The organism is Streptomyces sp. NPDC093018 (assembly GCF_040684035.1).
Lineage (GTDB): Bacteria > Actinomycetota > Actinomycetes > Streptomycetales > Streptomycetaceae > Streptomyces > Streptomyces murinus.
This window is the reverse complement of the sequence record NZ_JBFBFF010000001.1, coordinates 315,340-337,290: the sequence shown is the minus strand read 5'-3', so window position 1 is coordinate 337,290 and position 21,951 is coordinate 315,340. Positions and strand designations below refer to the sequence as shown.

Annotated in this window: 21 protein-coding genes; 7 read left to right on the top strand and 14 right to left on the bottom strand. The window is 73.2% G+C overall.

From position 1 onward, the window contains the following. Positions 1-2: 2 nt before the first annotated feature. Positions 3-869, bottom strand: coding sequence for a methyltransferase domain-containing protein (locus AB0N90_RS01460; protein WP_365192207.1), 867 nt, complete (start codon positions 867-869; stop codon positions 3-5). Positions 870-1,006: 137 nt separating this feature from the next. Between AB0N90_RS01460 and AB0N90_RS01455 the strand changes: the two genes are divergently transcribed. Then, entirely contained in the window at positions 1,007-1,591 is a 585-nt protein-coding gene (locus AB0N90_RS01455) for a TetR/AcrR family transcriptional regulator (RefSeq protein ID WP_365192206.1), read from the top strand. Between the two features lie 14 nt (positions 1,592-1,605). Here AB0N90_RS01455 and AB0N90_RS01450 read toward each other — a convergent pair whose 3' ends face one another. Further along, positions 1,606-2,331, bottom strand: a complete 726-nt coding sequence (locus tag AB0N90_RS01450; protein ID WP_365192205.1) for an FAD binding domain-containing protein — start codon at positions 2,329-2,331, stop codon at positions 1,606-1,608. A gap of 258 nt (positions 2,332-2,589) precedes the next feature. On the opposite strand from AB0N90_RS01450, the gene AB0N90_RS01445 reads away from it, so the two are divergent. Next, positions 2,590-2,979 carry a hypothetical protein gene (locus tag AB0N90_RS01445; RefSeq protein WP_365192204.1) on the top strand — a complete coding sequence of 130 codons (390 nt, stop codon included), beginning with the start codon at positions 2,590-2,592 and terminating at the stop codon, positions 2,977-2,979. Between the two features lie 173 nt (positions 2,980-3,152). Here AB0N90_RS01445 and AB0N90_RS01440 read toward each other — a convergent pair whose 3' ends face one another. Then, on the bottom strand, positions 3,153-4,022 hold the full coding sequence (locus AB0N90_RS01440) for a universal stress protein (RefSeq protein ID WP_365192203.1): 870 nt from the start codon (positions 4,020-4,022) through the stop codon (positions 3,153-3,155). Between the two features lie 303 nt (positions 4,023-4,325). Between AB0N90_RS01440 and AB0N90_RS01435 the strand changes: the two genes are divergently transcribed. Continuing rightward, on the top strand, positions 4,326-6,266 hold the full coding sequence (locus tag AB0N90_RS01435) for a PAS domain S-box protein (protein WP_365192202.1): 1,941 nt from the start codon (positions 4,326-4,328) through the stop codon (positions 6,264-6,266). A 52-nt stretch (positions 6,267-6,318) separates the two neighbouring features. On the opposite strand, the gene AB0N90_RS01430 is transcribed toward AB0N90_RS01435, so the two are convergent. Genes AB0N90_RS01430 through AB0N90_RS01415 form a run of 4 tightly spaced genes read right to left on the bottom strand, consistent with a single transcriptional unit; the run spans position 6,319 to position 11,094 of the window. Further along, positions 6,319-7,230, bottom strand: a complete 912-nt coding sequence (locus AB0N90_RS01430) for a carbamate kinase (RefSeq protein ID WP_365192201.1) — start codon at positions 7,228-7,230, stop codon at positions 6,319-6,321. Positions 7,231-7,233: 3 nt separating this feature from the next. Beyond that, on the bottom strand, positions 7,234-8,256 hold the full coding sequence (argF, locus tag AB0N90_RS01425) for an ornithine carbamoyltransferase (protein WP_365192200.1): 1,023 nt from the start codon (positions 8,254-8,256) through the stop codon (positions 7,234-7,236). A gap of 22 nt (positions 8,257-8,278) precedes the next feature. Then, entirely contained in the window at positions 8,279-9,493 is a 1,215-nt protein-coding gene (locus AB0N90_RS01420) for an arginine deiminase (RefSeq protein WP_365192199.1), read from the bottom strand. Between the two features lie 29 nt (positions 9,494-9,522). Continuing rightward, complete coding sequence (locus AB0N90_RS01415; RefSeq protein ID WP_365192198.1) at positions 9,523-11,094, bottom strand: amino acid permease; 1,572 nt, start codon at positions 11,092-11,094, stop codon at positions 9,523-9,525. 226 nt (positions 11,095-11,320) lie between these two features. Here AB0N90_RS01415 and AB0N90_RS01410 point away from each other — a divergent pair, with 226 nt between their 5' ends. Both AB0N90_RS01410 and AB0N90_RS01405 read left to right on the top strand, forming a co-directional pair. Continuing rightward, a complete protein-coding gene (locus AB0N90_RS01410) occupies positions 11,321-12,910 on the top strand; it encodes an oleate hydratase (protein ID WP_365192197.1) in 1,590 nt (529 codons plus the stop codon). A 138-nt stretch (positions 12,911-13,048) separates the two neighbouring features. Further along, positions 13,049-13,453, top strand: a complete 405-nt coding sequence (locus tag AB0N90_RS01405; RefSeq protein WP_365192196.1) for a pyridoxamine 5'-phosphate oxidase family protein — start codon at positions 13,049-13,051, stop codon at positions 13,451-13,453. Between the two features lie 6 nt (positions 13,454-13,459). Here the strand turns inward: AB0N90_RS01405 and AB0N90_RS01400 are convergent, their stop codons facing one another. From AB0N90_RS01400 to AB0N90_RS01375, 6 genes are all read right to left on the bottom strand, one after another. Then, positions 13,460-14,254, bottom strand: a complete 795-nt coding sequence (locus AB0N90_RS01400; protein ID WP_365192195.1) for a 3-hydroxybutyrate dehydrogenase — start codon at positions 14,252-14,254, stop codon at positions 13,460-13,462. A gap of 89 nt (positions 14,255-14,343) precedes the next feature. Then, positions 14,344-14,823 carry an NUDIX domain-containing protein gene (locus AB0N90_RS01395; protein ID WP_365192194.1) on the bottom strand — a complete coding sequence of 160 codons (480 nt, stop codon included), beginning with the start codon at positions 14,821-14,823 and terminating at the stop codon, positions 14,344-14,346. A 50-nt stretch (positions 14,824-14,873) separates the two neighbouring features. Next, on the bottom strand, positions 14,874-16,484 hold the full coding sequence (lnt, locus tag AB0N90_RS01390; RefSeq protein ID WP_365192193.1) for an apolipoprotein N-acyltransferase: 1,611 nt from the start codon (positions 16,482-16,484) through the stop codon (positions 14,874-14,876). Between the two features lie 63 nt (positions 16,485-16,547). Further along, the gene (locus AB0N90_RS01385) at positions 16,548-17,102 is read right to left on the bottom strand and encodes a GNAT family N-acetyltransferase (RefSeq protein ID WP_365192192.1); all 555 of its coding nucleotides are present in this window, start codon (positions 17,100-17,102) and stop codon (positions 16,548-16,550) included. Positions 17,103-17,161: 59 nt separating this feature from the next. After that, entirely contained in the window at positions 17,162-17,707 is a 546-nt protein-coding gene (locus tag AB0N90_RS01380) for a hypothetical protein (protein WP_085563072.1), read from the bottom strand. Between the two features lie 106 nt (positions 17,708-17,813). Then, positions 17,814-18,608 carry an aspartate/glutamate racemase family protein gene (locus tag AB0N90_RS01375; RefSeq protein WP_365192191.1) on the bottom strand — a complete coding sequence of 265 codons (795 nt, stop codon included), beginning with the start codon at positions 18,606-18,608 and terminating at the stop codon, positions 17,814-17,816. A gap of 39 nt (positions 18,609-18,647) precedes the next feature. Between AB0N90_RS01375 and AB0N90_RS01370 the strand changes: the two genes are divergently transcribed. Next, on the top strand, positions 18,648-19,841 hold the full coding sequence (locus AB0N90_RS01370) for a glycosyltransferase (protein ID WP_365192190.1): 1,194 nt from the start codon (positions 18,648-18,650) through the stop codon (positions 19,839-19,841). A gap of 1 nt (position 19,842) precedes the next feature. Here the strand turns inward: AB0N90_RS01370 and AB0N90_RS01365 are convergent, their stop codons facing one another. Continuing rightward, positions 19,843-21,177 (bottom strand): TerD family protein, encoded by a 1,335-nt coding sequence (locus AB0N90_RS01365; RefSeq protein ID WP_365192781.1) that lies wholly within the window; start codon positions 21,175-21,177, stop codon positions 19,843-19,845. A gap of 304 nt (positions 21,178-21,481) precedes the next feature. Between AB0N90_RS01365 and AB0N90_RS01360 the strand changes: the two genes are divergently transcribed. Further along, entirely contained in the window at positions 21,482-21,922 is a 441-nt protein-coding gene (locus tag AB0N90_RS01360) for a DUF6643 family protein (RefSeq protein ID WP_365192189.1), read from the top strand. The last annotated feature ends 29 nt before the right edge of the window (positions 21,923-21,951 follow it).

Here is a 21,951-nt window from a genome sequence, read left to right as displayed (position 1 = left end):
CGTCAGGGCCGCTCCCCTGGTACGGCCGGGCGCACCGCCGTGACCAGCCAGGACGTGCTCGGGAGCCGGACCGTGCCGTCCTCCGCCTCATGGGGGCGCAGCCGGTCCGTCAGGATGCGGCGGGCCTCGGCGCGGGTCGCCGTGTCGGCCTGCCGCATCAGATGGCTGCCGGGGCCGGTGCCGAGCAGGAAGTCGGCGGCGTCCTCGGCTCCGTCGCCCCAGATCCCGTCCGCCCGCACCTCGTCGATCGTGACGCCGGTGAAGCCGGCCGCGGCGAGGACCTCGCGGACGCGGTCCGGGGCGGCCAGCGAGAACATGCCGGGCAGCCCCGGCCTTCCTAGGTCGCCGAACGGCAGGATGTCGCGCAGGGACGCCAGCGCCGCCACCCCGCCGTTGAGCGTGGCGTCGGCCGGGCAGACGAACGCCAGGCGGCCGCCGGGCCGCAGCGCCCGGCCGATGTTGCCGAACGCCGCCACGGGGTCGGCGAAGAACATCACCCCGAAACGGCTGATGGCCACGTCGAACGCGCCCGGTTCGAACGGGTGCACCTGTGCGTCGCCCTGCGCGAAGGACACGTTGGCGACGCCCTCCCGCTCCGCGCGGGCCCGCGCCTCGGCCAGCATCGGCCCGGACAGGTCGAGACCCAGCGCGCCGCCCCGGGGTGCGCGGAGCGCGGTGAGCCGGGTGGTCCGCCCGGCGCCGCAGCCGAGGTCGAGGATCCGGTGTGCCTCGGCGAGGGCGGCGGCTTCGAGCAGCGGCTCGTCGAAACCCTCGTTCACGGCGTTCCAGCGGTCCTGGTGACGCGCCCAGTGGACGCCTTCCGGTCCGTTCCATGCCTGCGCCTGCTCGGTGTTGACGATGTCCGGCACGGGTGCCTCCTGCGGTGGACGGCCAAGAATGGGCGTGTGCCCAAACTGTATGGGCGCGTGCCCATACCCGCAATCCCCGTTACCATCCGAGGAGTTGCGCCCTTGCGGGCGAGGGCGGCGGAGCGGAAGAGAGGCCCATGTCACCGCGTGGAGTGGCGACGCCGGATGTGCGCGAGCGGCTGTTCGCGGCGGCCGAGCGCGTCGTCGAACGGGACGGTCCCGGCGCGCTCACCAGCCGTGCCGTCACCACCGAGGCGGGCTGCGCCAAGGGGCTGCTGCACACGCACTTCGCGGGGCTCGACGAGTTCGTGGCCGAGCTGTGCCTCGACCGGTTCGCGCGGACGGCGACGAAGGCGGGGGCCCTGGCGGGGCTCGCCGGGCAGGGCACGGTGGTGCGGAATCTGGACGCCGTCGTGCTCGCGCTGTTCGACTCCGGTGGTCCGGCCCTGTCGGGTCTGGCCATGACGCGCCCCGGCGCCGCGGCCCTCATCCGCGTGGCGCTGGAGGGCGGGGCGCCGGGCTTCACCGCGATCCAGGAGGCCGTCACCGGCTATCTGGAGGCCGAACAGGGGCTCGGCAGGGTGGCGAGGTCCGTCGATCCGGGCACCGCGGCGCTCGCGATCGTCGGTACCGCCCACCACCTCCTGATGACCAGTCGGCCCGGCACACCCGACCCCCGGCCCGCGATGACCCGTCTGGTGGCCGCCCTGGTCGGCGGATAGGGCGGCTCGGCGGGCTACCGCTCGCGCGCCAGCAGGTCGAGCACCTGGGGTCGTACGACCCGCCACGCGGCGGCGGGCAGTTCGCCGAGGGCGGTGGCGCGCAGGGACTCCAGGGTCTCCTCGGGGTCGGCGCCGTGCACGGCGCTGCCCTCGAACACCTCGTAACCGTCCCGTGCGGCGACCCGGACGCCGTACCCCGTGCCGCCCGCCGCCTCTCCTGCGTGCAGGGCCGAGGCCACCACGAGGGGTGGCGGGGCGCCCGCGTCGGCGGGGAGCTTGCGGTAGGCGCAGGCGAGCGGGGCGGGCCAGCGCAGGCTGAGCAACAGGGGCCGCTTCGCGACGACTTCGGCCAGGTCCGTCTCGCGGACGCCGTCGGACTCCAGCACCGTGGCCCGTGCGTCGAGGACCAGCGCGGCCGGGAGCAGACAACGCAGCGCGCTGCCCACGAGGTTGCCGCCGACCGTCGCCGCGCGGCGCACCGCCCCGGTGCCCACCGTGCCGGCCGCGCGGCGCAGCACGTCCGGCACCCGGCCGTCCATCTGCCCGAGCAGCACGGCGGCGCCCAGCCGCTCGGCGCCGATGACATTGGCCTGCGGCAACTTCCTTAGCGACATGGCCAGTTCGGGGAACCCCTCGCGCTGCCACGTGGCCCACACCAGCGTCGCCCCGCCGACCGGGACCGCCCCCTCGGCCAGGCACTCCTGCGCTTCGGACACGGACGTGGGCAGACGCAACAGCATGGCGACCGACCTGCCTTCCTCGGAGAGACCGCAGTCTGCTCGCGTACGCGGGGGCGCGTCCAGGGCTCACGCATGCACAGGCGCCACATCATGCCGATTCGAGGAAAGTCGGCCGGTTCCGGAGTGCGGGTCCGACGGACGGGACCACCGGCCCAGGCCCCCGGGTCGGGCGGCCCTGGGGGCGGGGGCGGTGCGCGGGAGACGCTGGGTGCGCTGCACCGAACGATCAGCACGCAACGATCAGAAGGAGTGGAGCAGATGACTGCCAGGGACACCGGCGTCCGCGCCCCCGAGACCGCCGTCGCCGTCCGCGTACGGGTCGACGGCGAGATGCCCGAGGAGGACCTCGCCTATCTCCGGGAGAAGATGGACGCCGTGCTCGGCCGGCCGGGCCTGCCGCCCGTGAGCGGCGAGATCCGGGTCGGCAGGGCGGCCGCCCATCATGTCGGGCAGCCCTGGACCGCCGGTGCCGAGATCCGGGTGGGCCACTACCTCGTCGTCGTCCACGCCCGCGAGCACAGCGCCCGCGAACTCGCCGACCGCCTCCAGGACCGGCTGCGCAGCCGCACCGACCGCGTCGTCCACCGCACGCACGGCACCCGCAGGACCGCGACGCCGCCGCCGTGGCGGGGCGGCGGGACCTCGTGAACAGTCAACAGAGCAGGGGGAGTTAGACACTCACCGACAAAAGGCTTCGGGGCGCTCCGCCATACCGGCACGACACGGTACGACGGGGCGCCCCGCCGGCGCCGCCCGGGAACCCCACGCGCCCCACCCGAATGAACTCGGGTGGGGCGCGCCGCAGTTCCTGTTCGTCACCCTCAGTCGTGAGGCACCACCGCCACGGGCACCGTCGCGTGGTGCAGCACCGCATGCGTCACCGTGCCGATGTGCGTGCCGAACGACGCGGGGCGGCGGCGCCGGCCGACGACCACGAGTCCGGCACCGTGCGATGCCTCGACCAGTTGCAGGGAGGCGCTCCCGTACCCGCACTCCTCGGTGACCTCGACACTCGGGTACTTCTGCCGCCACGGCTTGAGCACCTCGGTGAGCGCGGCCTCCTCCTGCAGCGACCACTCCTGGTCGAAGGTGGGGTCGGCGGCGAATCCGTAGACGTAGTACGGCGGCATGGACCAGGTGCGCACGGCCCGTACCGACGTCCCGCGCCGCTCGGCCTCCTCGAAGGCGAACGCGAACACCGTGTCGTCCGGCGCGGTGGTGTCGACGCCGAGGACGACCGGGCCCTCGGGGGCGTCGCCGTCGGGCTGCCAGCCGGACCGCACCAGCACCACGGGGCGGCCGGCCCGCGCGACCACCGAGAAGCCGACGGAGCCGACGAGGTAGCCGCCGACCCGGCCGAGGCCCCGCGAGCCGAGCACCAGCAGCTCGGACTCCTCGGCGGCCGCCGCGAGCAACTCGCCCGGGAAGCCGTCCTGATGCTCCGCCAGCACCTCCAGGTCGGGGTGGCGCAGCCGCAGTTCCTCGGCCGTCTCGCGCGGGACCCGCTCGGTCCAGTGCCGCTGGGTCGCCACGCCGATGACCGGATCCTGCGCCATGGACTCCGTCACCGGCTCCCACACATGCACCAGGCGCAGCGGCAGACCGCGCAGCCGCGCCTCGCCTGCCGCCCACTCGGCGGCGGTACGGCTCTCGGGGGAGCCGTCGAGGCCCACGGTGACGGTGCGGGACATGACGTCCACCTCCTGTTGTCGGACATCCCGTTCGGGATCTCCTCAAGTCTCTTCGTGGCGGCCCCCTGCGGGCAGGGCCCTCAGGGTCCCTGTCCGGGGCCGATCGGCCCTGGGCCCTCCCGGGGCCGGGCACCCTGACGGAGGCGACCGCTTGTGCTCGACCGGGACCGGTCCTGCACAGGTTCGTCCGCCGTGGGGATGTGTTCCGGCCAGGACGCGACAAGTCACGGCGGTGGGAGGCCGGTTGCGCTGGGATGTCCGTAGCATCACGAGCGACATGGCGGGGTAGATATGAATGGTTGCGTGGACGAGCCGGCCTGTGCGGCGGACCCCGCGGTCCCTCGGCGGTGCCGGTGCGGAGCCCCCGCGCCGGGTGCCGGTCCTTCGACGGCCGAGGAGCGGTTCCGGGGGCTGCTGGAGGCGGCGCCGGACGCCATGGTGATCGTCGACGACACCGGTGTCATCCGCCTGGTCAACGCCCAGACCGAGGCCCTGTTCGGCTACTGCCGCGAGGAACTGCTGGGCCGCCCAGTCGAGTTGCTCGTCCCGCACCGCTTCCGCGATCACCACACCCGGCACCGCGACGGCTACGCGGCCAACCGGCAGGTGCGGCCGATGGGCGCGGGGCTCGAACTGCACGGGCTGCGCAAGGACGGCAGCGAGTTCCCCGTCGAGATCAGCCTGAGCCCGCTGGAGACGGCGGACGGACTGCTGGTCTCGGCCGCGGTGCGCGACGTCAGCGACCGCAAGGCGGCCGAGGCCCGGATCAATGAACTCGCCGCGCTCGTGGAGTCCTCCCAGGACGCCATTCTCGCCAAAACCCTCGCCGGCGAGATCACGTACTGGAACGCGGCCGCCACCGAGCTGTACGGCTACAGCGCCGAGGAGGCCATGGGCCGGCACGTCTCCATGCTCGCCCCCACCGAACTCCAGGACGACATCTGGGCGTTGCTCGAACGCCTGCGCCACGGGGAGAAGGTCGAGCACTTCGAGACGCTGCGGGTCACCAAGGACGGATCGCTGCTGGACGTCGATGTCACGCTGTGGCCGACCCGGGACACCGCGGGCAAGATCATCGGGGCGTGCGCGATCGTGCGGGACATCAGCGACCGCAAGCAGGTGGAGGCGGAGCTGACGGCCCTGCTGGAGCAGCAGCGGCACATCGCCCTCACCCTCCAGCGCAGCCTGATGGGCACACCGCCCGCGCTGCCCGGTCTGGACACCGCGAGCCGCTACCGGCCCGCCACCCAGGGCGCCGGTGTCGGCGGTGACTGGTTCGATCTGATACCGCTGGGCGCCGGCCGGGTCGGCGTCCTGATCGGCGATGTGATGGGCCGCGGTCTGGAGGCGGCGGCGGTGATGGGCCAGCTGCGCTCGGCCGCCCACGCGCTCGCCAAGACGGGCATGCAGCCGCGCCAGTTGATGCAGGCCCTGGACACCGTGGTCGGCGACCTGGATGTGCCGGACCAGTTGGTCACCTGCTGCTATCTGGTCATCGCCCCGGACGCGGGCACCGTCACCGTCTGCTCCGCCGGGCATCTGCCGACCCTGGTCGCCGGCCCCTGGGAGGGCGTCCGCGCGCTGCCCGCGCCGGTCAACGCGCCGCTCGGGGTGGGCGGTGTGCTGTACGAGCAGGCGTGCTTCGACATCGCGCCGGGCGCCACGCTCGTGCTGTACACCGACGGTCTGATCGAGACGCCGGGCAGCGACATCGAGGCGCGGGTCGGTGAACTCACCGCCGTCCTGGACTCGTTCTTCCCGCACTCCGCGAGCCTGGAGGCGGCGGCCGACCATGTGCTGGCCGAGTTGCTGCCGGACGTCGACGGCCATGACGACGATGTGACGCTGCTGTTCGCGCGGCTCCCGGCGGCGCCGCTGGCCGCCGTCACCACCGATCTGCCCGCCGCCCCCGCCTCGGTCCCCGAGGGCCGGGCCTTTCTGCGCCGGACGCTGGCCTCCTGGGAGTGTCCCGCACCGGCCGACGACGCGCTTCTGCTGCTCTCGGAGACCCTCACCAACGCGGTGCAGCACGCCGAGGGCCCGGTGGGGCTACGGCTGTGCCGTACGGCCACGGATCTCACCGTCGAGGTCAGCGACCGCAGTCCGCAGCTCCCCCAGCCCCGGCACGCCGCCGGGGACGAGGAGCACGGGCGGGGCCTGTTCCTGGTCCGTACGCTCGCCGACGGCTGGGGGGTACGGCCGACCGACGAGGGCAAGACGACCTGGTTCACGCTGAAGCTGTGAACGCCGGTGCACCGGTGGGCCGTTGGGGCACACCGGTGCGAGGGAGTGGACGTCACGGCTCGGGTCGTACCAACGTGCCCGCCCTGCCGTGGACGATCTCGTACGCCGCGTCGAGGGCGCCGATCGCGGCGAGGCCGCCGGTGCGTTCCACGAACCGGGCCGCCGCCCTTGTCTTGGGGCCCATGGAGCCGGCCGGGAAGTCCCCGGCGCGCAGTTCGGCGGGTGTGGCCTCCAGGACGGGGCGCTGGTGGGGGCCGCCGTAGTCGGCGTACACATGCGGCACATCGGTGAGGATCAGCAGGAAGTCCGCCTTGAGGTCCTCCGCGAGGAGCGCCGCGGTCAGGTCCTTGTCGACGACGGCCTCCACCCCGCGCAGCCCGCCGCGCTCGCCGTCCACGACCGGGACGCCGCCGCCCCCGGCGCACACCACGAGGGTGCCGAGGCCCAGCAGATCCTGGACGGTGCCGGTCTCCAGGATCCGCTCGGGCGCCGGGGAGGGCACCACGCGGCGCCACCCGGTGGTGTCCCGGGCGATGTGCCAGCCCCGTTCGCGGGAGAGCGCGCGGGCGGTCTCCGCCGGGTACACCTGGCCGATGAACTTCTCCGGGTGCCCGAAGGCCGGGTCGTCGGCCCGCACCTGGGTGTGGGTGACGAGCGCGGCGACCCGCCGGCCGGGCAGCGCGTCGTACAGGGCGCGCGCCAGCAGGGAGCCGATCATGCCCTGGGTCTGGGCCCCGAGCAGATCCAGCGGGTAGGGGGCGGTCAGTGCCGCGTCGGCCGCGCTCTCCATGGCGAGCAGCCCGATCTGCGGGCCGTTGCCATGGGTGACGACGACCTCGTGGTCCTGGGCGAGGGCGGCGATCGCGAGGGCCACGCGGTCGATGTTGGCCTGCTGGACGGCGGCGTCGGGGCGTTCGCCGCGGTGCAGCAGCGCGTTGCCGCCGAGGGCGATGACGATGCGCATCGGTCAGCGCTCCGCGGTGTGGGGCCGGTCCGTCAGGGTGGCGACCAGGATCGCCTTGATGGTGTGCAGCCGGTTCTCCGCCTGCTCGAAGACGAGCGAGCGGGGCGAGGAGAACACCTCGTCGGTGACCTCCAGGCCGGTCAGGCCGTAGGTGTCGCGCAGTTCGCGGCCGAGGCGGGTGCGGTCGTCGTGCAGGGAGGGCAGGCAGTGCATGAAGGCGACGTCGGGATTGCCGGTCGCGGCCAGCGTCTCGGCGTTGACCTGGTAGGGCAGCAGCAGGTCGATGCGTTCCTTCCAGGTCTCGGCGGGCTCGCCCATGGAGACCCAGACATCGGTGTGCAGGAAGTCGGCGCCGCGTACGGCGGTCTCGACGTCCTCGGTGAGGGTGATCCGGGCCCCGCTGCGCTCGGCCAGCGCCCGGCAGGTGGCGACCAGGCCGGCGGCGGGCCACAGGGCGCGGGGCGCGGCGATCCGGAGGTCCATGCCGAGCAGGGCGCCCATGGAGAGCAGCGAGTTGCCCATGTTGTTGCGGGCGTCGCCGAGGTAGCAGTAGCTGATCTCGGACAGCGGCTTGGTGCTGTGCTCGCGCATGGTGAACACGTCGCACAGGCTCTGGGTGGGGTGCGCGGTGTCGGTGAGGCCGTTGTAGACGGGGACGCCGGAGTGCGCGGCGAGTTCGGCGACGACGGCCTGGGCGGAGCCCCGGTACTCGATGCCGTCGAACATCCGGCCGAGGACGCGGGCGGTGTCGGCGACGGACTCCTTGCCGCCGAGGTGGGTGTCGCCGGGGCCGAGGTAGGTGGTGGCGGCGCCCTGCTCGCGGGCGGCGACCTCGAAGGCGCAGCGGGTGCGGGTGGAGGTCTTCTCGAAGATCAGCGCGAGCTGCCTGCCGGTCAGCCGGGGGTGTTCGGTGCCGGCCCGCCGGGCCGCCTTGAGGTCGGCGGCGAGATCGAGGAGGTGGCCGATCTCGGCGGCGGTGAAGTCGAGTTCGCTCAGGTAGGAGCGGTCTCGCAGATCGATGGTCATCTCTGGTGTCCTCGGGGAAGTGTCAGGCGACCGGGTCGCGTTCGATCGGGCAGCTCATGCAGCGCGGGCCGCCGCGGCCGCGGCCGAGTTCGGCGCCGGCGACGGTGACGATCTCGATGCCCTGCTTGCGCAGATAGGTGTTGGTGGTGACGTTGCGCTCGTAGCCGACGACGACACCGGGTTCCAGGGCGAGGAAGTTGCTGCCGTCGTCCCACTGTTCGCGCTCCGCGCCCCGGATGTCCTGCGGCGCGGACAGCATCCGCACCTTGTCGAGGTCGAGTGCCTCGGCGAGGGCGGTCGCGAGGTCCGGGTTCGGGGTGACCGCGAAGCGGACCGGGCGGGCGTCGCTGGGTGTGAGGGTCCATGAGCGCAGGGGGTCGGCGAGGCCCGGGTAGACCACGAAGGCGTCCCGGTCGACCATGGTGAGCACGGTGTCCAGGTGCATATAGGCGCGCCGGGCCGGGAGTCGGACGGCGATCACCTTGGTGGCCGTACCGGCGGCGAACAGCCGGGCGGCCAGGTTCTCCACGGCCTGGGCGGTGGTGCGCTCCCCCATCCCGACCATGACGGCCCCGTTGCCGAGGACATGGACGTCGCCGCCCTCCAGGGTGCCCACCGGTCCGTCCAGGACCGGCTGGGGTGCCTGGGCGGCGAACATCGGGTGGAAGCGGTAGATGGTCTCGGCGTGCAGGCTCTCGCGCCGCCGGGCCGCCTTGGCCATCGGGTTGATGGACAACCGGTCGTAGATCCAGCAGGAGTTGTCGCGTGGGAAGAGGTGGTTGGGCAGCGGGGCGAGGGCGAAGTCCTCGTCGTCCAGGGCGTTCCAGACCAGGCTGTGCGGGCTGGCGAGCGGCAGGTCGCTCTTCAGCAGCCCGCCGATGAGGTACTCGGCGAGGGTCTCGCCGTCGATGCCCGCGCACAGTTCGCGTACCGGTTCCACGAGCGCCGGGCCGACGGTGGCAATGGTCACCACCCGGTCGAGGAGCCAGTCGCGGGCGCCGGGGATGTCGAGGCTCTGGGCCAGCAGATCGGTGAAGTAGTGCACCCGGGTGCCGTGGTCGCGCAGCGCCTGGGCGAAGGCGTCGTGCTCCTCGCGGGCCCGCTTGGCCCACAGGATGTCGTCGAAGAGCAGGGCGTCGACGTTGCGCGGGGTGAGCCGGGAGAGTTCGAGTCCGGGCCGGTGCAGGACGACCTGGCGCAGCCGGCCGGCCTCGGAGTCGACGTGGAAGGTGGTCATGGCGGTGTCCTTCGAGGTGTTCCGTGGGATCAGTGGTGGTGGCGCAGGGGGTTGAGGCGGTGCGCGCGGTCGGCCCAGGGGCGCCGGACGGCTCGGTCGGCCGTCGGTGTCTCGGGGGCGCGGGCCCCGGTCGTCGCGGCCGGCACCGTCGCGGCCGGCACCGTCTCGCCGTACTCGCCGTACTCGCCGCGGTCGCGCTTGAGCCAGATGTAGACCGGCAGTCCGAGCAGGATCACGAACAGGCCGTAGTAGACGGTCTGGTAGCCGCTGCCCTGGATCGACCAGTAGGAGAAGGCCATCGCGAGCGCGGCCACGACGGTGTCCCGGGCGAGGCGTCCGGGCTTCAGGCTCGCCCGGCCGCGCACCAGCAGCCAGTACAGCTGGGCGGCGGCGGAGAAGAGGTACGGGATGACCGCGGTGAGCACGCTGAGCAGCACGATCTTGGTGAAGACGTCCTGGAAGCGGGTGTAGCTGAACACCGTGATCAGCGAGGCCAGCACGGTCGAGGCGATGATTCCGAAGACCGGTACGTCGTTCTTGCCGCGCAGCCGGGCGAAGGCGCCGGGGAAGAGTCCGTCGCGGGCGGCGGCGTACGGCATCTCGGCGCACAGCATGGTCCAGCCGTTCAGCGCGCCGATGCCGGAGACGATGGCGGCCACCGCGACGGCGTCGCCGGCCCAGCCGCCGCCGAAGATGTTGTTCGCGGCGTCGCTGAACGGTGCGGTGGAGGAGCCGAGTTGACCGTGCGGCACGGTGCCGAGAACGGCGAGGGTGCCCAGGATGTAGATGACGGCGCAGGCGAGGGTGCCGTACACGGTGGCGCGCGGCACGTTGCGCCCCGGTTCGCGCACCCGCCCGGCCACCACCGAGGCGGCCTCCAGGCCGAGATAGCTGAACAGGGCGATGGCCGCGGCGGCCGAGATCGCGCCCGGCGCGGACTGGTGACTGGCGTTGAACGGGCCGAAGTTGTCCGCCTTGACGAACAGCAGCCCCACGGTGGCCATGAAGACCAGCGGGACGAACTTCAGTACCGTGGTGACGACTTGGAAGGCGCCGGTGTTGCGCATCCCGGTGAGGTTGACCGCGGCCGGTATCCACAGTCCGGTGAGCGCGATGAGCAGCGAGATCCCGGTGCGGTGCCCGGTGTTGACGAACACCTCGACATAGCCGACCCAGGCCACCGCGATCGCGGCGTTCCCGGCCCAGGCGGTGATCCAGTACGACCACGCGTTGAGGAACCCGGCGAACTCGCCGAACGCCTCCCTGGCGTAGACGTAGGGACCGCCGCTGCCGGGGACCCGCCCGGACAGCGAGCCGAAGGTCATCGCCAGCGCGAGCGCGCCCAGGGTGACGACACCGAAGGCCACCAGGGCGATCGGCCCGTAGGGGGCGAGGGCGGAGGGGAGCGCGAAGACCCCGGTGCCGATGATGCTGCCGATCACCAGGGCGGTGGCGGCGGGCAGCCCGAGGGCGGCCGGTGGAGCGGGTACCGGTGGAGCGGGTACCGGTGGAGCGGGTTCCTCTCCGCCGCGGGGTGCTCCCCCGCCGCGGGACTCTTCCCCGCCGCGGGTGCCTTCCCCGCCGCGTGTGGTGGTGGACATGCCTGTGCTCCTTGTGCGCCTCGACGGGCTCCGGTGCTGGTGCGCCACCGATCCTGCTGGTCACCGGGGTGCGGGCCGTACGGCAACCGGTCCCCACTTGGGCGCCCAGGGGCCCCACGGCCGGGGACGAACGGCCCTGCCCCGCGGGGCACCCGGGGTGTTGGCTGGATGCCGTACCACTTTCGGCCGTCCCGGTCCGCCGGGGCGCACAGAACGGAGGAACGTCATGGCAGACGCTCCGCGGCAGTCCCGGGTCCATCTCGTCGGCGGGGGCATCGCCTCGCTCGCGGCGGCGGTCTTCCTGATCCGCGACGCAGGGCTTCCCGGCGAGAACATCCGGGTCCTGGAGGAGCTGCCGGTGGCCGGCGGCTCCATGGACGGCGGCGGGGAGCCCGCCGGCTATGTCACCCGCGGCGGGCGGATGCTGGAGGAGGAGGCGTACACCTGTCTGTGGGACCTGCTGGAGACGATTCCGACCCTGGACGACGAGACGGTCTCGGTGCGCCAGGAGATCATCGACTTCAACGAGAAGTGGCCCACCGAGGCCAAGGCCCGGCTGATCGGCGCGGGCGCGCGGATCCTGGACGCCGCCGACTACGGCCTCGACACCCATGACCGGCTCGAACTGCTGCGGCTGCTGATGCTGCCCGAGCGGCTGATCGGCGCCCGCCGTATCGAGGACTTCTTCTCCCCGCACTTCTTCGGCACCCACTTCTGGACGATGTGGCGCACCACATTCGCCTTCCAGAACTGGCACAGCGCCATCGAACTGCGCCGCTACCTCCTGCGCTTCCTCCAGGAGTTCCCGCGGATGCACACCCTGTCCGGGGTGCGCCGCACCAAGCTCAACCAGTACGACTCGATCATCCGCCCGGTGCGGGCCTGGCTGGCGGCCCGCGGGGTGCGCTTCGAGTACGGGGTGCGGGTCACGGACGCCGACTTCGACACCGACGAGCAGGGTGTCCGACGGCTGCGGCGGCTGCACCTGGAGCGTGCGGGCGTGCCGGAGACCTGTGAACTGGGCCCCGACGACCACGCGTTCCTGACCCTCGGCTCGATGACCGCCGACGCCACGTACGGCGGCGACGACCGGGCGCCCGAGCTGGTGCGGGACAAGCGCGACGGCGGCTGGCGGCTGTGGGAGGCGGTCGCGGCCAAGGCGGACGACTTCGGCCGGCCCGCGGTGTTCAACGGCGACGTGGACGAGGCGAAGTGGGAGTCCTTCACGCTCACCATGCGCTCCCCGCGGCTGCTGCACCGCATCGAGGAGCTGTCGGGCAATCTGCCCGGCACCGGCGCGCTGATGACCTTCACGGACTCCGGCTGGCTGATGTCCGTGGTGGTCCCGCACGCCCCGCACTTCGCGGACCAGCCCGAGGACGTGTACACGCTGTGGGGCTACGGCCTCTTCCCCGACCAGCCCGGCGACTTCACCGGCAAGCCGATGGCCGAGTGCACCGGCCGCGAGATCCTGACCGAACTCCTCGGCCACCTCGGCATGTCCGACATCGAGGAGAGCGTGGCGGCGACCACGACCGTGATCCCGGTCATGATGCCGTACATCACCAGTCAGTTCGCGCCGCGCGCGGCCGGGGACCGTCCCCTCGTGGTCCCGCGCGGATCGGCGAACTTCGCCTTCCTCGGCCAGTACACCGAGGTCCCGGAGGACGTCGTCTTCACCGTCGAGTACTCGGTGCGCGGCGCGATGCACGCGGTGTACGAGCTGTTCGACGTCGACCGCGAGATCCCCGGCATCCACCACGCCCTGACCGACCCGCGCGGCGCGTTCGATGTGCTGCGGGCCGCGCTGGTGTGAGCCATGGCCGCGCGGACCCGGCCGGGCGGCGCCGAGGCACCCGGTGCACGGAGCCTCGGCGGCGAGGGAGGCCACGAAGGCAGGGACAAGGGCCGACCGGCCCTATCCCGGCCGGGTCCGCGCGGGCACGATGGACCGGTGCTCCAGAACGACGGCTTTCGCGCGCTCGACCGGGGGACCTGTCTGCGCCTGCTGGCCGGGGTGCCGGTCGGCCGGGTCGTGTACACCAAGCAGGCGCTCCCCGCGGTCCTCCCCGTCAATTTCTGCCTCGCCGCGGACTCCTCCGTGCTGCTGCGCACCTCGGCGGGCTCGGACCTGGTGCGCGCCATCGACGGTGCCGTGGTCGCCTTCGAGGCGGACGAGTTCGACGCGGCGACCCGCTCCGGCTGGAGCGTGGTCGTCACCGGCCGCGCCATGCTGCTCCCGGACCCCGACGGCCGGGAACTCCTCGACGGCCCGGACTCCTGGATGCCGGTCCGCGACGACGTGCTCGTGCGGATCGACTCCGAGGTGGTCACGGGGCGTGAGCTGACCGGCGTGTGAGCGTGCTCAGTGGGCGGTCCAGCCGCCGTCCAGGACCAGGGACGTACCGGTGACGAAGGACGCCTGGGGGCCGCACAGGTAGGCCACGGCCTCGGCGACCTCCTCCGGCTCGATCAGACGCCGCAGCGCGCTGTCCTTCAGCAGCACCTCGGACAGCACCCGCTCCTCGGGGATGCCGTGGGCCGCCGCCTGGTCGGCGATCTGCTTCTCCACCAAGGGGGTGCGGACGTAGGCAGGGTTCACGCAGTTGGAGGTGACGCCGTGCGCGGCCCCCTCCAGCGCGGCCGTCTTGGACAGGCCCTCCAGACCGTGCTTGGCGGCGACGTACGCGGACTTGAACGCGGAGGCGCGCAGCCCGTGCACCGAGGACACATTGACGATCCGGCCCCAGCCCTGGCCGTACATGTGCGGCAGGGCGCCGCGCACCAGGCGGAAGGGCGCCTCCAGCATCACGGTCAGCACCGTGTGGAAGACGTCCGGCGGGAACTCCTCGATGGGGCGCACCAGTTGCAGCCCCGCGTTGTTGACCAGCACATCGGTGCCGGCGGCCGCCGCCTCGGCCGCGTCCAGGTCGGTGAGGTCGAGGACATGCGGGACGACGGCGCCCGCGAGGTCCGGGAGGTGCCGCGCCTCCTCGGCGAGTCCGGCGAGCCCCGCCGCGTCCCGGTCGACGGCTCTCACCCGGGCCCCGGCCGCCGCGAGACGCAACGCGCAGGCGCGGCCGATTCCGCTCGCGGCACCGGTGACGAGGGCGGTGCGACCGGCGAGATCGAGGGCGAGGGGCTGGCTGCGGGAGGTCATGGGCCGACCCTAACGAAGGCCGTCGGCCCCGGCGCGGAGCGTCCCGGCCACGGGTGCCGTGCCCGGGTGCCGTGCCCTTCGTGCCGGGGTCAGCCGAGCGTGGCCGGTTCGAACCAGGTGGGCTCCTCGGCCATGGCCCGCTTGATCCGGGTGAGCGCGAACTCGTTCAGTTCGGGCAGCGCGTCCACCGCGAACCAGCCGACGTCCAGCGACTCGTCGTCGTTGACCCGGGCCTCGCCGCCCACGGCCCGGCAGCGGAAGGTGATGTCCATGTACTGGCAGACATCCCCGTTGCCGTACCTGACCGGCTGGAGCGCCTGGACCAGGACGACCCGCTCGGGCAGGCACCGTACGGCCGTCTCCTCGAAGACCTCCCGCACCGCGCAGTCCGCGGGCTGCTCGCCCGGCTCCGGGATGCCGCCGATCACCGACCATTTCCGGGTGTCGGTGCGCCGGCCGAGGAGCACCCTGCCCGCGTCGTCGAAGACGATCGCCGTGACCCCGGGCAGCCAGAGCAGCTGGTGGCCGGCCGAGGCCCGCAGGGTGCGGATGAAGTCAGGAGTAGCCATGGGACCGACCCTAACCGGGCGCCGTCCCTGCGCCCCGCGCCGCCGGTGCGCTACGCCTCGCCCGCGCGGCGCGCCCGCAGCCCGCTCCCGATCGCCCAGCCGATGCCGCCCACGGCGACGAGCACGAGCGCCATCTCGGGCAGGATGCCGAGGTCGGTCGCGGGCGTGGTGGAGGTGCGCAGCGGCACCTTCTGCTCCAGGTAGGCGGGCACGAACATGCCGGTCCGCTGGGTGATCTTCCCGTCCGGCATGATGATCGCGCTGACGCCGCTGGTCACCGGGACGGTCACGGTGCGGCTGTGCTCGACGGCGCGGATCCGGGACATGGCGAGCTGCTGGTAGGTCATCTCGCTGCGGTCGAAGGTCGCGTTGTTGCTCGGCACGGAGATCATCTCGGCGCCGTGCGTCACGGTGTCCCGCACGTCCCAGTCGAAGGCGGCCTCGTAGCAGGTGGCGAGCCCCACCTTGGCGCCGTCCATGTCGAACACACCCGGCTTGGTGCCCCGGCTGAAGTCCTGGCGGAGCATCGTGGTCCAGTCCTTGTTGATGGCCCCGACGAACCCGCGCAGCGGCATGTACTCGCCGAACGGCTGGATCTGCCGTTTGTCGTACGTCTGCGTCGGGCCCTTGGCCGGGTCCCACAGGATCTGCTCGTTGAGCTGCTTGCCGTCCTTGTCCACGACGGCGCCGACCGAGATGGGCACCCCGATGGCGGCCGACGCCTCGTCGATGACGGCGGCGGCGTCCGGGTCATTGTAGGGGTCGAGGTCGGAGGAGTTCTCCGGCCAGAGCACGAAGTCGGGCCTGGGGACCTTGCCCGCCTTGACGTCGGCGGCGAGCTTGAGGGTCTCCTTCACATGGCGGTCCAGCACCGCACGCCGCTGGGCGCTGAACTCCAGTCCCTCGCGCGGCACATTGCCCTGGATCACCGCGACCGTCCTGGTGCCGTCCTCGGCCTTGTCGCTGACCAGACCGCGCGCGGCGAACGCCCCGGCCACCGGCACGGCCACGCTGAGCAGCGCGGCGGCGGCCGCGGCCCGGCGCACGGTGCCCGAGCGGCGCCGTTCGGCCAGGAGGCGGGCCGCCTCGTACAGGCCGAAGCCGCACAGCACGACCGCGAAGCCCAGGACGGGGGTGCCGCCGACCGCGGCGAGCGGCAGGAAGACGCCGTCCGCCTGGCCGAACGCGATCTTCCCCCAGGGGAAGCCCCCGAAGGGCACCCGCGCCCGAACGGCCTCGCCGGTGATCCAGATCGCCGCGGCCCACACCGGCCAGGCGGGCAGCCGGGACACGGCGGCGACGCCCACGCCGACCAGGGCGACGAACACGGCCTCCACCGCGACCAGGGCCAGCCACGGCAGGTAACCGACCTCCACGCCGGTCCACACCAGCAGCGGCAGTAGGAAGCCGAGGCCGAAGAGATAGCCGAGCCCGAGGGCCGCCTTCCAGCCGCGCCCCCGCAGCACCCAGCCGAACCCGGCGAACGCGGGGAGCGCCAGCCACCACAGGGGGCGTGGCGGGAAGCTGACATAGAGCAGCACCCCGCACAGGGCGGAGGCGAGGGCCGGGACCAGGCGCAGCAGCCGGCGACGCCATGCGCCGGGCGCGGGGGACGTCCGGAGCCGGTCCGGCTGGTCCACGGAAGTTGCGGTGACGGTCACCCGGGTGAGTGTACGGCCGCTGACCTCGGCGTCGACAGCCACGGTCGGCGGGCGCCCACCGTCTCAACCCGGCTGTGCGGCGACCGGGGACCACACCCCGAACCACTGCTCGGCGCCGTACTCCTCGAACCGCTCCACCTCGGTGAACCCGAGCTTCGCCGCGAGGCGCATGGAGCGGGCGTTGGCGGTCTGGGTGGTGAGCACCACGGGCTCGCCGGGCAGCGCGTCCGCGAACCAGTCGAGCGCCGCCGTACACGCCTCGGCCGCGTAGCCGTGTCCCCACGCGTGCGGCAGGAACATATAGCCCAGCTCCGCCTCCCCGCCCGCCGGGCGGACATGGCCGGGGCGCTCCGGGGCGCGCCGGTCGAGCAGCTGGATGAAGCCGATCATCGTGCCGTCGAGCTCGACCACGAAGACGCCGGGCCGCCGCCCGGGCACCTCGGGCACCACGCGTTCGAGTTCCGCGCGGGGCCGGGCGCCACCGACGTAGGTGCCCACCTCCGGCGAGGCCGACAGGTCGATGAACGCCGCCCGGTCCCGGGCCTCCGGCTCACGCAGCACGAGCCGCTCGGTCGTGATCGGGGCGGGCGGCCAGGCGGCGGATCCGGGTTCGGTCATGACGGGCAAGCTATCGGGGCCGCCTCGGAAACCGCCATGCGGTCCGCCCCCCGGATCCGCTACGCGGCCGTCCCCGGGGTGATCGAGCGCAGCCGCGCCCTGATCACCCGCACCGCCGATTCCGCGTTGTCTACGGTGACGGTGAAGGTGTGTCCGTCCCACAGGCTGAGCACGATGCCCTCGCCCCGGCGTACGACGACGGCGGTGCCCTTCTCGGGGCGCCAGCGGTAGCCCCAGCCGCCCCATTGCCGCGGGGTCACCAGGGCGGTGAAGTCGGCGCCCGCCACATGGGAGAGCGGGATGCGGCGGCGCGGCAGCCCGATGTGGCCGCAGCGCACCTCGACGCACTCCCGGTCGAGTCTGAGGTCGACATGGACGAAGGCGAGGGTGCCGAAGATGACCAGCAGCCCGGCCGCGATGCAGCCGACCACGGACATCGTCAGCGCGGTGATCCCGGACGTCCACGCGGAGTCCACGGCCAGCTTGATCCCCAGGGCCAGGCAGGCCGCCCCGGCCAGCGCCAGCAGCCACTGCACCCGATTGGTGGCGCGTCCGGTCCAGATCTCGGGGGTGGCGTCGTCCTCGGTATGGGGCTGGTCCCTCATGACTACGAGATTACTCAGGATTCCCCGCGCGGGTACCGCCTCTCGGCCCGCGCCCGCCCCCGTGCGGCCCTGGACGGCGGAAGCGGAACGGGTGAGCGCGGCAGGATCAGTGGCGGTCGGCGAACGGTTCCACCGCGGGCAGCAGCCGTCCCTCGGCGTAGTGCAGCGCCGCCGCGGGCAGCTCGCCCTCGCGGCCGCTGAGCAGCACCGTGAGGCCGCCCTCGGCGGGCGCCCCCGAGGCGGGAAGTTCGCCCAGTCGGCGCAGTGCCTGCGCGGCCACCGCGCCGGCCGAGCCGTGCAGGACCAGCGGGGCCGCCCCGGGGCGCTGCACGGCGGCCCGGATGCGCTCGGCGACCAGCTCGTAGTGGGTGCAGCCGAGGACGACGGTCGTCACCTCCGCCGGCGTGAGCGCGGCGGCCGCGGCGACGGCCGCCTCGATCGCCGCCTCGTCCGCGTGTTCGATGGCCTCGGCCAGACCCCAGCAGGGCACCTCCGTCACCGGCACGCCGTCGGCGAAGTCCGCGATGAGTCCGCGCTGGTAGGCGCTGCCGGTGGTGGCGGGGGTCGCCCAGATCGCGAAGGGTCCGCCGCCGGCCGCGGCCGGCTTGATCGCCGGGACGGTGCCGATCACCGGGATGCCGGGCTCCAGGCGGGCGCGCAGCGCGGGCAGGGCGTGCACGCTGGCCGTGTTGCAGCCGACGATCAGCGCGTCGGGACGGCGGGCCGCGGCGGCCTCGGCGACGTCCAGCGCGCGCCGGGTGAGGTCCTCGGGGGTGCGTGGCCCCCAGGGCATGCCGTCGGGGTCCAGGGAGAGAACGAGATCCGCGTCGGGCCGTAGGCGTCGTACCGCGGCCGTGGCCGCGAGCAAACCGATTCCGGAGTCCATGAGCGCGATCTTCACCCGGCCACGATAGACGATCCGCTCATGTGAACGGCCCGGGTGGGGCAGACTGCGCCCGTGAGCGCCTTCCTGTGGATCACCGTCGTCTCGCTGGCCGCCTGGTGCTGGCTGCTGCTGTGCCAGGGCTTCTTCTGGCGCACGGACGTCCGGTTGCCGCGGCGCCGGGAACCGGAGGCGTGGCCGTCGGTCTGCGTGGTCGTACCGGCCCGCGACGAGGCCGCCGTACTGCCCGCGAGCCTGCCGTCGCTGCTCGCGCAGGACTATCCGGGGCGGGCCGAGGTCTTCCTGGTGGACGACGGCAGCACGGACGGCACCGGGGAGCTGGCCCGCGCGCTGTCGGAACGGCACGGCGGGCTGCCGCTCACGGTGGGCTCGCCGGGCGAGCCGCCCGCGGGCTGGACGGGCAAGCTGTGGGCGGTACGGCACGGCATCGCGCTGGCCCGCGCGCGCGGTCCTGAGTACCTGCTGCTGACGGACGCGGACATCGCGCACACCCCGGACAGCCTGCGGGAACTGGTCGCGGCGGCCCATGGCGGCGGCTTCGACGTGGTCTCGCAGATGGCGCGGCTGCGGGTGGAGAGCCGCTGGGAGCGGCTGGTGGTCCCGGCGTTCGTGTACTTCTTCGCGCAGTTGTATCCCTTCCGGTGGATCGGCCGGGAGGGTTCGCGCACGGCGGCCGCGGCGGGCGGCTGTGTGCTGCTGCGCGCCGGCATGGCGGAGAAGGCGCGGATCCCGGACGCCATCCGGCACGCGGTCATCGACGACGTCGCCCTCGCCCGCGCGGTCAAGGGCGCGGGCGGGCGGGTCTGGCTGGGCCTGGCCGACCGGGTGGACAGTGTGCGGCCCTACCCCCGGCTGGGCGACCTGTGGCGGATGGTCTCGCGCAGCGCCTACGCCCAGCTGCGGCACAGCCCGCCGCTGCTGCTCGGCACGGTGGCCGGGCTCGCGCTGGTGTACCTGGTGCCGCCGGTGGCCGTCATCGCGGGCGCGGCGGCGGGCAGCGCGCCGGTGGCCGTCGTCGGCGCGCTGGCATGGGCGGTGATGGCGGGCACCTACCTGCCGATGTTGCGGTACTACCGGCAGCCGCTGTGGCTCGCCCCGCTGCTGCCGTACACCGCGTTCCTGTATCTGCTGATGACGGTGGACTCGGCCGTGCAGCACTACCGGGGGCGCGGGGCCGCCTGGAAGGGCCGTACGTACGCCCGTCCCGACGCGGTCGCCGACGAGGGGTGAGTCACTTGCGGCCGGGCGTCCAGTTCATGCCCCAGCCGTAGGCGCGGTCCACGGTGCGCTGCGGGCTCACCCCGCGCTCCGGTACGAGGTAGCGGGCCTCGCGCCGGACGACGAGATCGCCGCCCGTGTTGGTGATCAGGGCGAGCGCGCACACCGTGGAGGGGGCCGTGCACTCGTCCAGCGCGAAGTCGACGGGGGCGCCGTACTGCGGCTGGAGGGTGACGGTGGCGTGCAGTCCGGCGAAGGACGACGCGCCCTCGTAGACGGTGACGAAGACGAGGACGCGGCGCAGGTCCGTCAGGTGGTCGAGGTTGATGGTGAGGTTCTCACCGCTCGCCGCGGCGCCGGTGCGGTCGTCGCCGTCGAGATGGATGTACGGCGGCCGGTGCAGCGATCCGAAGGAGTTGCCGAGCGCCTGGACGACGCCCTTGCGGCCGTCGGCGAGTTCGTACAGGGCGCACAGGTCGAGGTCGAGGTCCCCGGACCCGCCACCGCTCCAGCGCGCGCCCCAGCCCGAAAGCTGTTTGCGCATCTGCCAGTTGAGGTTCACCCGCAGGACGCCCGAGGTACCGCCCTGCTTCGCCAGCGAGACGGAGGGGGCGGCCTTGGTGAGGGTGATCTTCGCGAGGCGGACCGGGGGTGCGGCGGGTGGCGGGGGCGGCGGCACGTCGCTCACCCGGGCCCAGGCGGGCGGGGGCGGCGCGTCGGCGAGGGAGGACGGTGCGGGTGGGGGTGGTACGACCGTCGGCGGGGCCGGTGGGGGTGGCGGTGGTACGTCCGCCACCGGGGCCGGTGCGGGTGGGGGTGCCGCGTGCTGCGGCTCGTCCACGGTGATTCCGAACTCCGTGGCAAGGCCCTCCAGTCCGCTGTCGTAGCCCTGGCCGACGGCGCGGAACCGCCAGCCGCCCTGGCGGCGGTAGAACTCACCGAGCAGGAAGGCGGTCTCCACGGTCGCGCCCGGACTGTCGAAGCGGGCGACGACCTGGCCGGACGCGGGGTCGGTCACCTCGATGTACAGGCCCGGGACCTGCCCGAACGTGCCGCCGTCCGCCGAGGCGGCGAGGACGATCCGCTCGATCGCGCCCTCCACCCGCGCCAGGTCCACGGTCAGGGTGTCGACGGCGAGCGCGCCCTCGGTCCGCTTGCCCTCATGGCGCACCGCGCCCGAGGGATGGGCGGGCTGGTTGTAGAAGACGAAGTCCGCGTCGGAGCGGACCTTCCCCGCGGCGAGCAGCAGCGCGGAGGCGTCCGCGTCGGGCACTCCGGGCCCCTGGCGCCGCCCCAGCTCGACCCGCAGCGCGGTGGCCGGAACCGGTGTGTTCGATCCCTTCGCCATCGTCATGTCGACCCCCTCGCTCCCGTCCGCGGTGTCCACGGACGTCCGGATCATCCCCGCATGCCCAACCTATGCCCGGCCCCGCCGAACTCCCCTGGGCCGCGCGGGCAAAGACGCAGGAAGATCGCCGGTCGACCGCCGGTAACCCGCCCGGGAAGTCCGTTCCTTACATGATCTATACGTGAACCGCTGCCCCTTTTCGACAAGTTCGCTCTGATTGAGTATCCCCGGTCACCGCCGACACGGAAAACAACCCTCTTATCGGTCTCCCCAACCAGCACATCGTGGGCTTAACTTATGTGCCATGACCTCCCCCCGCTCCACCTATGGCGGCGGCTATTACTCCGCCTCCTTCCGGGACACTCCGATCTACGACGCCCTCGTGGCCGAGCGGGGAACCCCGCAGATCGCCCCGATCCGGGTCCCCGCCGCCTACGACATGGGCAGCAACCTGCCCGCCCTGCCGTCGGCCCTCCCCGCCCTGCCGGCCGCGCCCTCCCCGCAGCCCCAGGTTCCCGGCTACGGCTATCCCCAGCAGCCACAGCCCGCCCCGTTCCAGCAGGCGCCCACGGCGTACATCCCGCAGCAGGCGAGCGCCCCGCGCGGCTACCCCGGCCCACAGGCACCGCAGCAGCGCCCGATGCAGCCCGGCACCGGCTACGAGGCGATGCGCCCGGCCGCGCCCCGGCCCGTGCAGGCGCCGTACCAGGACCCGTACAACAACCCTCAGCAGCGGGGTTACTGATCGAAGCGCCCCCGCTGTCGGTGGCACCT